Annotated in this window: 9 protein-coding genes; all 9 read right to left on the reverse strand. The window is 36.7% G+C overall.

The genetic code is table 11. The features are described from left to right. Nucleotides 1–13 precede the first annotated feature (13 nt). Nucleotides 14–1,261, reverse strand: coding sequence for an MFS transporter (locus G6554_RS05505; RefSeq protein WP_166239563.1), 1,248 nt, complete (start codon nucleotides 1,259–1,261; stop codon nucleotides 14–16). A 367-nt stretch (nucleotides 1,262–1,628) separates the two neighbouring features. Continuing rightward, nucleotides 1,629–1,967 (reverse strand): YmaF family protein, encoded by a 339-nt coding sequence (locus G6554_RS05510; RefSeq protein WP_166239565.1) that lies wholly within the window; start codon nucleotides 1,965–1,967, stop codon nucleotides 1,629–1,631. 105 nt (nucleotides 1,968–2,072) lie between these two features. Further along, nucleotides 2,073–2,780, reverse strand: a complete 708-nt coding sequence (locus tag G6554_RS05515) for a DUF421 domain-containing protein (protein WP_166239567.1) — start codon at nucleotides 2,778–2,780, stop codon at nucleotides 2,073–2,075. A gap of 223 nt (nucleotides 2,781–3,003) precedes the next feature. Further along, complete coding sequence (locus tag G6554_RS05520) at nucleotides 3,004–4,320, reverse strand: sensor domain-containing protein (protein WP_166239569.1); 1,317 nt, start codon at nucleotides 4,318–4,320, stop codon at nucleotides 3,004–3,006. A gap of 76 nt (nucleotides 4,321–4,396) precedes the next feature. Next, nucleotides 4,397–6,481 (reverse strand): sensor domain-containing protein, encoded by a 2,085-nt coding sequence (locus G6554_RS05525; RefSeq protein WP_166239571.1) that lies wholly within the window; start codon nucleotides 6,479–6,481, stop codon nucleotides 4,397–4,399. After that, nucleotides 6,481–6,699, reverse strand: coding sequence for an aspartyl-phosphate phosphatase Spo0E family protein (locus G6554_RS05530; RefSeq protein ID WP_166239573.1), 219 nt, complete (start codon nucleotides 6,697–6,699; stop codon nucleotides 6,481–6,483). The genes G6554_RS05525 and G6554_RS05530 overlap by 1 nt, the downstream gene beginning before the upstream one ends. Before the next feature lie 192 nt (nucleotides 6,700–6,891). Then, on the reverse strand, nucleotides 6,892–7,734 hold the full coding sequence (locus G6554_RS05535; protein ID WP_166239575.1) for a CheR family methyltransferase: 843 nt from the start codon (nucleotides 7,732–7,734) through the stop codon (nucleotides 6,892–6,894). A gap of 34 nt (nucleotides 7,735–7,768) precedes the next feature. Continuing rightward, on the reverse strand, nucleotides 7,769–10,996 hold the full coding sequence (locus G6554_RS05540) for a response regulator (RefSeq protein WP_166239577.1): 3,228 nt from the start codon (nucleotides 10,994–10,996) through the stop codon (nucleotides 7,769–7,771). Between the two features lie 48 nt (nucleotides 10,997–11,044). Beyond that, nucleotides 11,045–13,570: an EAL domain-containing protein gene (locus tag G6554_RS05545; protein ID WP_166239578.1), complete on the reverse strand. Its 2,526-nt coding sequence runs from the start codon at nucleotides 13,568–13,570 to the stop codon at nucleotides 11,045–11,047. Nucleotides 13,571–13,633 lie beyond the last annotated feature (63 nt).

Here is a 13,633-nt window from a genome sequence, read left to right on the forward strand (position 1 = left end):
TTACAACCTCCTGCTATTTTGAACCAAGAACTTCAGTTTTTGATTGTTGTTTCTGATTATAGATCGGCAAGATAACGAGTACACCGATGATAAAAAGAATCGCCGATACTTCAAATGTGGTTTCCAATGAAAAATTCTCTTTTATTACACCGGCCACACTCATCGTGATGACCATTGATCCTGCAAATAGCGGGCTTAAGATCCCGTTGACCCTGCCAATAAAGGCCTCTTCCGTCCTTTTCAAAATCAATGTATTGATTCCAATCTGGATACATGGCATCATCAGGCCGTTAAAGAATTCAGCAATTAACGTGATCGTTACGTTTGTTGACCAGCCCATGACCGCAATACCAATCCCATTAACCAGCATTCCAAACACAAGCAGTCGTTGCGGCGCCACATTTTTTGCAAAAATCATTGCCACAGCACCACCGATAATCATCCCGACACCATTGACCATTAGCAGCCACTGAAGATTTTCCTTCGGCAAGCCAAGTTGTTCGGTGACGAGAAAAATGGATAACGGGTTAATGAAACCAATTCCAAGCCCAGCAGCCATGAAACATAGACCTAATAGGCTCAATTCTTTTTTTCCAAGAACATACTTTATCCCACTTTTCATTTCCTGCAAAAGGCTTGATTCCCCAACTGCTTCTAATGGGCGATCCTTTGGCAGGAATCCGAGTGCTGCAGCTGAAAGTAAGAAGGCGAGACCAGTGATGGTGATCGAGATATCAATTCCAAACGATTGAAAGACAAACGTTCCAATCACCGGGCCTAAAACCATAAATACTGCAAAGACCGTTTGATAGACGGACATCGCCTGCTGTACTTGATCCGCGGACAAATGCATTTTAAACAATTTCATCCCTGATGGCTGGGAGAATTGTGACAGGATGGCTGAGATTAACGTCGCGAAAAAAACGACTTTCCATGTACCGAAAACGAGTGTAATCAGCACAAGAAAAATAGATACTGCACTCAGGACATCACACCAAACCATTGTCTTTTTCGGCGCCCAGCGGTCGGCAAAGGTTCCGCCAATAAAGGAGAAGATAAAGATTGGTGCGAATTCTGCCACTGAAATCATCGAAACGGCAAAGGCATCGCCATTGGTCTGATCCATTACAAATAGAAGAACGGCAAAGTTTCGAACCCAAATACCAACCTGAAGAAATAATCCTGACATAATAATGGCGAGAAAGACTCGATTGTGAAATAAGCCTCCTGATGGAGCTGTTTGTGTTACGTTATTTTCCATATAAAAACCTCCTGGTAATCTTCTGGACAGGAGGCAGTACAATACAATTTCAAGGCGGAAAAATACCCCTTATGGGATACTTTGATCTTATCGACTTGTATAAAAGTACAGACTAATCCTATTCAGAAAAAAAGATTGTATTTTTTTTCATACGAAATAGGATTATAAGATCATCGTTCCAAGGTCACCCTTCCGTTTTTTGTAAGATTAATTCTAAATGATTTTAAGCCGTAAATCAAGCTTTTTCATACAGGGTAAGTTTAGGCATCATAAGTTGTCGTAAAATCCAATAAAAAAGGGAAATAAAGAAATCCAGTATTCATTTACTGGACTTTACCTCATTTCATTATAGAATGCAGTACTTATTCTACTTATTCCCCGGAGCCGGCTTATCTACCCCTTTCACATGATGCCGATGCCCATCATCCTCACTGGTAAAAAAATCATAATAATGAACATGCATTCCATTTCCTACCGGAATCGCTGGTCCAGAATAGGCCTTATAGTGATGGGAATGTCCGTTTTCGAACATAACATATCCTTCCGTATAATGAATATGACTCCCATCCTGGGTCTGCGTCGGGGGAAAAGTAATATCTAAACATTGATGAACATGCCCATGCACCACTGACGTATAATCAACCGAGCCATGATTATGGTACGGCACAAACCCGTTAACAAAGTCATCTTTCCCTGTTTTAGCCATAAACCCAACCCTTCCATCCCTTTATTACTAATCATATTTGCCTGCTCTATCCAATATGTTTACATCCACATAAAAAAACTGCCTCAAAAAGTTAAGGCAGTCATGTTAATTATCTCTTCCCGGATTATAGTAGTAAGGATCACTGATCGGATTGTTTATTTCATGATTATCAATAAATAACGTTCCGTTTTCTAAAAATGTAGCCAACGTTATATTCTCTATCTTTTCCCCCATTTTTTTTACCTCATTTATTAGCCAGCTTTGATCTAATTGTAAATATTTTAAATTATGATAGACAATTTGCCTGTCCATGATAAGGGGGATAGGCAGATATTCTTTTTTTACTTGAATATTTAAATCATTTGGTTGAACCGGTCGGTATTCTGCCATTGGAATAACACTAATATTTCCTGTTTCCTCCATCAAGGCAATCGCTATATTCTGAGTATCCGAAAATCCCTTTACTCGCAAATGTGACAATAATTCATTTACAGGCATCCGTACTTTTTTTAGCCCATTCCGATCAATATCGCCATTACGGATTAGGACAGTAGGACTTTCATATAAAATCCATCTTAATTTATTGTGTAAGGATAAACGGACAAATATTTTATATAAAATAACGATGATGACAGCATAGGTTAATGATTTTCCGACATTGTTGACCTCAAGCGGCGTACTGATAATATTTGTGAGGACAAAGATATACAATAAATCAAACGTATGCATTTGGGCTACTGCCTTTTTTCCGGTCAAACGTAAAAACAAATACCCTGCTATAAAAACAATGATCGTTCGGTAAATGAGCTCCATCCGTATCTCTCCTGAGGAATATTCCATTAACATAATTCCTACTTGTTATTATTAGAAGATTTACCGGAGGTTAAACGGGAAGAAATTACTTTTTAAATTGACTTTCCCTTTCTGAAGGTTTTTTCTTCTTGGATGTGTTGGAACTGAAACATCGTTATTACCCCGAGAATTAAAGATGGGATCCAACTGAGTGCATTTTTTTCGCTATGTTTCCTGGCTATCTTTATTGATAGAGCTGAAAATTGTTTCTGCCTTTTTCCTTTGCTTTATACAATGCTATATCAGCATGTTTAAGCAACTCTCTTACTTCTTGTTTAAAATCGGTGAAGAATGCTATCCCAATACTGGATGATATCTTCGTTTCAAAGCTCTTTATTACCCACTTAGATTGGAAGGAATCTATTATCCTTTGGGCGATTTGAATAGCCTCCTTTTGGTCATTCAAATCATTCAAAAGGATGATAAATTCATCTCCGCCTAATCTAGCAAATAGATCCTTCCTTCGAATGCATCCTTTTACACGCCTTGCAAATTCTTTTATAATCTCATCCCCGATATCATGCCCCATTGTGTCATTTACTTCTTTAAATCTATCAATATCAAGAAAGAAAACAGCAAGAGTTTTTTGGGTGGATTTCGCCCTTTCCAGTTCAGCACCGATTTTATTGGATAAAGCTGTCCTGTTAAGCAAACCTGTTAAGGGATCTTGCAGGGCAAGTTTTTTTAACTCTGCTTCATACTTTTTTCTTTCGGAAATGTCTTTATACACAGCGATTGCCCCATCCCAATTACCATCTGAATCGTAAAGTGGTGAGTAGGAGGCGAGCACTTCAACAATTTTTCCATCCTTTGATAGCCGCTGTGTTTCATAGGATGGAATAATCTTTCCTTTTTTTAATTCTCCAATAATCACGTTTAAGTCTTCCTGGCTGCCATTAGGAATAATACTAATAGAACCGTCGTTTAGAATTTCTTTTCCTGACCAGCCTAGTAATTTTTCAAACGCTTTATTAATTGCTCTAAAGCGTTGATTTTTGTCAAACGTATACATGACGTCTGCAACACTATTCCAAACTAGTTCAAAACGATCGTTAGCCCTTTTTAATTCATATTCTTTCTGTTTGCGATCGTGTATATCACGGACAACAGCTAACAAATGTGTACATACCCCCGACTGGTTATATACGGGTGTTATTTTGGATTCCCAATGTACAATTTGACGGGAGGGGTATTTATCACTAATTAAATTCGGCGGTAATTTCATTTGCTGTTCATAGGTTATCGGTTCCCCTTTAATCATAGCTTCTCGATACTTTGCTTCTATTACCTTATATACTTTTTCTGTAACTACCTCATTTAATGGTTTTCCAAAAGACTCTGCAGTTAGCCCGGAAAATTCCATTGCGGGTACATTGGCCAGTTCATAGCTAAGAGTATTGTTATCTCCGACCTTTGTAAGGTAAACCAAGTCAGACATATCGTTAAATAATTTTAAAAGTAAATTATTCTTATTTAAATCTTTAAAATAAATATCTAACATTCGTGATTCACCCTTCGATTTGTCCAAATCTATTTATACGTTTAATTGGTTCATTCCTTATAGTAATCAAAAAGGATTATATTTTAGTTAAAAGCCGGGAAAATGCATCTACATCTATCGGTTTACTGAAAAGATACCCTTGAATCAGACTGCAATGATACTTTAATAGAAAGGCTAATTGTTCCTCTGTCTCAACCCCTTCTGCAACCACCTCTATATGGAGTTCTCGTGCTAAATATAGGATGGATTTGATAATCGCTTCATCATCCGAACTAGAATGTATTGTATTAATAAACGATCGATCAATTTTTAAATAATCCACTTTAAATTTCTTCAAATAACTAATGGAAGAATATCCTGTTCCGAAATCATCTAGAGAAATGGCAATCCCCATTTCTTTTAAAGCATTTATTGTCGATAAAACCTTCTTTTCATTATGGATAAAGGAAGACTCGGTTATTTCAAACTCTAACCATTTGGGATCAACCTTGGTTTCTTCAAGAATGACGTGCACCTTGCTAACGAGGTCATCCTTTAAAAAACGCTTTGCACTAATATTGATGGATATAGGAACAATTTCCTGGCCCTCTTCATACCACTGTTTTAGTTGTTTACAAACCTCGACAATCACCCAGTCGCTTAATTCAATAATTAAATTCGTTTCCTCTGCTATGGGAATAAATTGACCAGGAGGAAGAACGCCCTTTTCTGGATGGTTCCAACGAATTAATGCCTCTGCCCCCCTCATCCTCCTAGTCGTTGGATCCACCTTTGGCTGATAATAAAGGATGAATTGTTCGTTCTGAATCGCTTTTATTAAGTCATTTACCAGAAGAAATTGGTTATGAAATTCACTTGTCATCGAAGGGGTAAAAAACTGGATATGGTTCTTCCCCATTCCTTTTGCCCGATATAGAGCAATATCTGTGTTTGCACATAATTCATTCAGTGTTTGTCCATCACGTGGAAAAATACCGATTCCAATACTAATGGTAATGTGCAAAGGAAAATCTTGAATGATAAAAGGGATTTCAAATTCCTTCTTTATTTTCACAGCCAATTCAGACGCCTTTTCGTGATCGTTAAGATTCGGTAGAATCACGGCAAATTCATCCCCGCCAAGTCTTACTAACAAGTCATTTTCGCTAAGATGGCAGCTTAATCTTTTAGCCGCATCTTTAAGCAGCTGATCTCCTACTGAATGGCCTAATGTGTCATTTACAAACTTAAAGCGGTCCAAATCCAAATAGAACAGGACAAATTCTACTTTATTTATTACTAAGTTCTGTATTTTCTCTTCAAATAGCCTTCTATTTGGCAGTTCAGTTAAATAATCGTGATAGGCATAATAGTTTACCTTGTCATCTTCTAATTTCTGTTGATGAATATCGGTAATTAACCCATCAAGACGAACTAAGGTTCCAGTGGAATCCAAAACAGGAAATGTCCTGGCTTCAACCCATTTAATTTCGCCACTTGAATCAACAATTCGATATTGATATTTACAACTATTCCCTTTCCTGAGTTCGATCTGATTTTGTTTAAAAGTCTGTACATCCTCTGGATAAATAAGCTCCTTCCAATTACGGAAGCCATTAATAAAATCCTCTTGTTTGAATCCTGACAATTCTTCAATACCCGAGGAAACATAAACAACCTTTTGAGCCCGAATATCCCAAGACCAAACTCCTAAATTTAGACTTTCATATATATGTTGGAATTGAGTTTCGTTTTCCTTTAATCGTCTTTCCGTTTGAATAAGTTGTGAGTTATCTTTGGCGATTCCATAAATACCTACCACTTTACCATTGTGAAACATCGGAATATTGGTGATGGTTACTTCGACAAAATGTCCGTCCTTATGAATACAGTTACAATTATATTGTTGTACTTGTCCATCAGCAGCCAGTTGAAAATGATCCGAGACTCTACTTCGATCTTCTGGTATGACAAAAGAGTCGTACAAACCCGTCATTTCACGTGAAGAGAAGCCTAGAAAGCCTTCTACACTATTATTGCAGCTTACTATATTTCCCATTAGATCGATTTCATAGAGGGTATCTGGATAATAATGAAATAATATCTGTTCCCTATTTAGATTTTGAAAATCATCAGAGGTTATCAATTGCGACGGGCTCTTTGCCAGTATGAGTTTACTCACTAATAATTCTCCTCACTTCCAAGATACTGAAGGTTATTGTTCGTTTGGATTACATGATCTACTAATTGAAATTGATAGATTAATTGATCTAACTCTCGACTACATCTTAAAACCGCCTTACTTGAAAGGCCATTCGTACAAACAAGACTTGCTAAATCGTTCTTTTTTTCCATAATCTGTTTTATCATCGATGCTTTCAAAGATAAGGGGTTATCCATTTTTCATCCATTCCTTACTATAACCGTATTATTATTGTATTTTCATTATGAAATTTTAGGGAAAATTAAACTATCACCTTCTCTTCTCATTCTGATAAATCTATCAATATAGGAAGTTATTCCTATATACATCGTCATTCCTTAAAATCCCTTAATTTCCGAAAAAAAAAGAGACCAGCTGGCCTCTTTTCATTACTTCACCTTTTTATATAATTTCTGACTTCGACTAATGGTTTCATAGTGTTCAGCTTTATTTGTATAGATAATGGTCTCTTTATCACCGAGACCGAGAATGCCAAGCATCCCTAAACTATCATAAAAGAGAGAATGCACTTTTTCTTGCAGGCTCTTGTTAAAATAAATTAACACATTTCTGCAAAGAATGACATGAAATTCATTAAAGGAACTATCTGTTACTAAATTATGCTTTGCAAAGACAATATTCTTGGAAAGAAAAGGCTGAAACTTTACACCGTTATTTGTGACATGATAATAATCAGAAAAGGCTTTTCTCCCTCCGGCTAACATATAATTATTCGTATACTTTCTCATATGTTCTAGAGGGAATATGCCTGATTTAGCTATTTTTAATACCTCTGCATTAATATCTGTTGCATAAATCTTCGTCTTTTCATAGATACCTTCCTCATGCAGCAGCATTGCCATAGAGTATACCTCTTCACCCGTTGAACATCCTGCATGCCATATTCGGATGGATGGATACGTGCGTAATAACGGGACCACTTTCTCCCTAAATTCAAGAAAAAACAAGGGATCTCTATACATTTCCGTTACATTAATTGAAAAGTCGGCAATGAGCCTTTTTAAACAGGCAGGATCATGTAAAACTTTTTCTAACAAACCCGTTATACTGTTGAGCTTTTCGGCATGTACTCGATACCATATTCTTCGTTGGACCGATTTATAAGCATAGTTTCGAAAGTCATATCCGCAACACTTGTATATTCCTTGTAATAATAACTCTATTTCAATTCGTTCTATATCTGATTGGCTTTCTGTTTCGTTTATACTCATAAGGCTCCTCTATCATCATTCAATGATGTCAACATTATTGATATAGCCAGACCCTTATTAGCGACATAAGTTGATCCGGATCAAAAGGCTTAACAATGTAGTCGGATGCTCCTGCCTCCATACATTTTTCTCGATCTTCTTTCATTGCCTTTGCTGTTAAAGCAATAATCGGTAATGTGGAGAACTCCGGATTATCTCTTATTCTTCGTATGGCCTCATATCCATCCATTTCAGGCATCATGATATCCATCAATATGATGTCAAAGGCAGGACTTTTCTCTAATACTTCAATACTTTCCCTTCCATTTTCTGCAAATGTAATATCCAACTGATACTGCTCAAGGAAGCTCATTAACGCAAATACATTACGGACATCATCATCAACCAGAAGAATTCTTTTCCCTTTAAGCGCTTCATGTGCGACGGCTTCATCGGATTGACCTTCATCATGGCTAACTTCTACTTTTTCATTACTAGTCTTTAAATACAATTCCAATTCATCATTCAATCGCTGTAGCGAATGCTGGTCCTTGATAATAATTGTATTTGTGTATTTCATAAGAAGAATCTCTTCTTTAACGGATAAGTCCCGTCCAGTGTATATAAAGACATTTAGATTTTCGTTTTCGGTGTTGGATTTGATTCTACCCAATAAATCAATCCCATTGATATCGGTTAAGCCTAAATCTAATATCATGAAATCATAGTTATTTAGCTTTAGCTCTTCCAACGCCTCTGAACCCGAAGATACTGCTCTAATAATGACATTCTTTTCACCCATTAATTCCATCAGGCTATTTCGCTGCCTTACATCATCATCCACAATTAATAGTCTCTTTATGTCATTATTATCTTCAATGGTTTCTTTCTTCTTACCCTTTTCGGGAGTTTCATCTATTCCTCTAAATGAATTTACAGTGATCTCTCTTGAAACGGCAACTTCATTCATAGAGACCTGTAATTCCTCCATTTTGTTTTCCTCATTGGAGTCTCTTACATAAAAGGAAAACCTGCTTCCTTTCCCCTGTTCACTTTCAACCACGATTTCCCCATTTAAGAGATTGGAAATTTCCCGGCAAATGGACAACCCTAAACCAGTGCCGCCAAACCTTCGACTTGTCGTTCCGTCTGCTTGCTGGAAAGCCTCAAATATAAGTTCTTGTTTATCTTTTGCAATCCCTATACCAGTATCAATGATGGAAAAGACAAACATCGACTGGTCATTTGGTTTAGCCAATAGCCCTATTTCTAAGATCACTTCACCGGTTTTGGTAAACTTAAAGGCATTTGACAACAGATTTCTCAAAATTTGTTGTAACCGTTGTTCATCACTGTTTATATACGGCGGCAGGTCATCTTGGATAGAAATGGTGAAGTCTAAATCCTTTTCAATGGCAATCGGTCGAAAACTGTTCTCAACAAATTCTACTAAATCATTAATGAATACTTTACTAGGATTGACCGTCATTTTTCCTGACTCAATTTTTGCCAAATCCAAAATATCATTAATTAACGCTAATAGATCACTGCCAGAAGAGTAAATCGTTTTTGAAAAATTCACTTGCTTCTCATTTAGATTCCCCTCTTGGTTATCCGCAAGTAATTTAGAGAGAATCAATAAACTATTTAAAGGTGTACGAAGTTCATGCGACATGTTAGCTAAGAACTCTGACTTATATTTAGAACTGATTGCCAGTTGATTCGCTTTCTCCTCCAACTCAGCACGGGCCTTTTCGACTTCCCTGTTTGTCAGTTCAAATCTTTTATTTTGTTCTTCTAAAATGGCGGCCTTTTCCTTAAGCTCTACATTGGTGTGTTCTAATTCCTCTTGCTGCTGCTGAAGAATTTCTTCTGATTGCCTTAGTGCCTGGGTTTGTTCTTCTAACTCTTCATTAGTAGCTATTAGTTCCTCCTGCTGTGCTTGGAGCTCTTCCGATTGGGCTTGAACCTCTTCAGTCAGTACTTGAGATTCTTCTAGCAAGTGAGCAAGTTTAATTCTTCCATATACACTCTCGAGGATAATTCCAAAACTAATGACAATTTCCTCCAGGAAGGCACTCTGCTCCTTGCTCATAGGGTTAAAGGAGGCAAATTCCAATACACCCTTTACATCCCCTTCAAAAAGGATAGGTAGGATAACGAGGTAACGGGGTGATTCCTCACCAAGTCCAGATTTAATTTTAATATATTCTGGCGGAACATCCTCTAGGATGATCGGAGATTTTTCTAAAGCCGCTTGTCCTAAAAGTCCTTCACCCATATTAAAACCAACGGGATGTTGTTTACTTTCCGTCAATGCATAGGAAGCAAGCAATGTAAAGGATGAATCATCTTTTCCATATAATACCCCATGGCTTGCATCAAGTAATGGAATAACCTTCGACAGGAACGTTTGACTCAACGCTTCAAGACTTTCGACACCGCTTAAGCTTGTGGTCACCTCTGCAATATTTGATTTATTCCATAACATCCTTTGTTCACGAATTCTCTGGCTCACTAATGACTCAACCATCTTATTAAAGGAGAGGGCGACGTCATCGATCTCATCATGTGAAATGACTTCAACCTTTGTACTTACATCCATTTGTCCATTTGCGATGATCTGCATTTCTTTCGAAACTCTTCTTAACCTATTTGCAAATGACCACACGATTCTAATGATAAAACCAGATGAAATAATGATACTAATGAGACTGATTAGACTAGTGATTATTACTTGTCTTTGAACATCTTTTATTGTCGAAGAGAAAGAAGATTTCATGTTGGCTTCAAAATTCGCTGTAATTGTCTGAATTTCCTTGAAAAGTTTATCATGAATAGAGTGTCCATTGTCGTCTATTAATTGAACGGCATCATTCTTTTTTCCTTTGGAAAGTAGATCAATTACATTATTCTTATATAGATTAAATTGAATATTGGTCTCTTTCAGTTCATTAACCATCATTTTTTGTTCTTTTGTCACTGTCTTTGAATCGAGCTGTGCAATGTCATGGCTGACTCTTTCACTAATCGTTGTTATATTGCTTAATTCCTTTTGGAAGGAGTCCTGGTTATCGAAAATAACCAAATTTCTCAAACTAATGGCCTCATCTTTTACTTCCTTTTGTATTTGTTCGGCCAAAAGGGAGAGATCATAGTTGTTTTCTGATAGATTATTTAATTTGTTTAGACTAGTAATCTGCAACATGCCAAATAGAATGATAAGAATGATAATTAACGGTTTACTACTAAGCCCTAATAATAACTTAGTTTTAATTTTCATATTGAATCTCCTCGGACTCGGACTAAATTTCAATTTACCCTACAAAATTTACGCTCTTAATATTTCTCCCTCTTCGATACATATTTGGTATACCTTCGCCATCGCCTGAAGTCGATCATTCACAGATAGCTTTTGAAAAATTCGCGTGATATGATTTTTCACCGTGTGTTCACTGATGAATAACTCTTCTGAAATCTCCTTGTTGCTTAGACCATTGACTAATAGTTTAAACACATCCATTTCCCTAGTTGAAATAGAATATAGCTTTTCAGCTCGAAATAGGGCGGCTTCTAGAACCTTGTTGCTAAATTCTCCTTCGGTTTCATCCGAATTTACCATTATGGCTGCTTGGGGATAGATCTTTACTTTCTTATCTAAATAAATAACGCCTTTCCGATTGGTTGTTTTCTTGTCATTTGAGGTTAGAAACCTTTCAAAATCAACAGCAGGAACGGGCGGTGAATATAGGTAACCCTGTGCTTCATCGCAATGGAACTTTTCGAGAATTTCCAATTGTTCTTTTGTTTCAACCCCTTCTGCAACCACAGACATATTCAACCCTTGGGATAGTGAGATAATGGCAGAAATTAACGTTTGGCTATTAGAAGATTCTTTAGAAATATCTCGGATAAATGATTTATCTATTTTAATGGTATTTACGGGGTAATCCATTAGATAACTTAATGAGGTGTATCCTGTACCAAAGTCATCAATACTTATTCTTATCCCCATTTTTCTAAGCTGCTTCAATGTATTGGTAATGATTTCCTCATTTCCCAAAATAGCTGATTCGGTAATCTCTATCTCGAGCCATTCCGGGCTAATTTCTGTTTCGTTGATAATTTGCTGAATATGGCTTACCAAATCCTTACGTAAAAATTGTTTTGCCGAGAAATTCACAGATATTTGAATGGGGGTAAATCCAGCCTGCTGCCAAGCTTTATTTTGCAGACAAACAGACTTCAGAACCCATTCATCAATTTCGATAATTTTTCCAGACTCTTCTGCTAAAGGAATAAACTCTGTTGGTGAAATTGTCCCCCAGCTTGGATGGTTCCATCGTATTAATGCTTCAGCGTTTCTAATTTCGCCAGATTCAATATCTATCCGAGGTTGATAAACAATCGTAAACTCTTCCCGTTCTATTGCCTTACGCAAATCGTTTTGCAGAATAAAAGCTTTATACGATTTGATATTCATACCTGAATGGAACACCTTATATCTATTTTTCCCCTGTTCCTTTGCCCGGTATAGTGCAGCATCCCCATTCCTCATTAACACTTGGGCATCCTCACCGTCAAAAGGGAAAATACTAATGCCAATTGATGTGGTAATAAATAGTTCATACTGATCAACGAAAAATGGTTCTTTGCAAACCGCTAAAATGTCTTCAGCAATCTCAAGTGCTTTTTCCCGGTCAGTATTCGGTAATAAGATATTGAATTCATCCCCGCCGACACGGGCCACTAAGTCTTTGTCCCTAACAGAGGCTACAAGTCTCTTTGCAATCGCCTCAAGCATTTTATCACCAATAATATGCCCAAGTGAATCATTTATATATTTGAAGCGATCCATATCTAAATAAAGTAATGCTAACGGTTGGTTGGACTGTCTTGCCTCATTTAACATCGATGTTAATTGCTGATTATATAATCTTCTATTTGGTAAATCGGTCAATGCATCATGGTACGCCATGTATTTAATCTTTTCCTCATAATGCTTCTTATTGGAAATATCTCTGATAGTTATCGCTATTAGACACCTATCTTGCACGTACCTCTTGCCAATTTGTATTTCAACTGGAAATTCGGTACCGTCCCTTCGATTAGCGATTACTTCTTTAAGATTGTCATTACCTGGTAAATAGTTCAAATCCTTTATCGTTTTTAATATGCTTTTAATATACATTTCAGTATCTTCATTTTTAAATAGCTTTAAAATCGTTTGTCCGATGAATTCATTCTCATGATATTGAAACATTCGTTTAATTGCCGGGTTTACTTTTAATATCAGGCCAGCTTCATCAATGACAATCATCGTATCAATGGAAGTTTCACTTATAACATTTGACAATGCTTCGGAAATTCGTAATTTAGAAGTGATCTCTGAGAGGTCTTTATTGGTTTTCTCTAATTCCTTTGTCTTCTCCGTTAATTTAACCGCTTGGTGGATAAGCTGCTGATTCAATTTATAGATCTCAATAAATCCTTCTACTTTTGCTTTTAATATCGTAGGATCAAAGGGTTTAAGAATATAGTCAATTGCGCCGATAGAATAGCCTGTGAAAATATGTTCTGAATCCATATGATTAGCCGTAATAAAGAGAATGGGAATGTTCTTAGTCTTTTCACGTGCTTTTATAATCTTTGCCGTTCCAAAGCCGTCCATTCCCGGCATTTGAACATCCAATAAAATTGCAGCAAAATCATACTTTAGTAGATTCTTTAGTGCTTCCTCCCCTGAAAAGGCTTTAACTAAATTGTAATCTTCATGCTCAATAATTGCTTCTAAGGCTAGTAGATTTTCCGGTCTATCATCAACTAGGAGGATATTTATTTTATTGTCCATGCTCATAATTATCCCTCTTTTACATTTGGTTAACACTATGCAGATAGTGTTAACTTTCTTTTTCTACAT

This window comes from Bacillus sp. MM2020_4 (genome assembly GCF_011250555.1).
GTDB lineage: Bacteria > Bacillota > Bacilli > Bacillales > Cytobacillaceae > Neobacillus.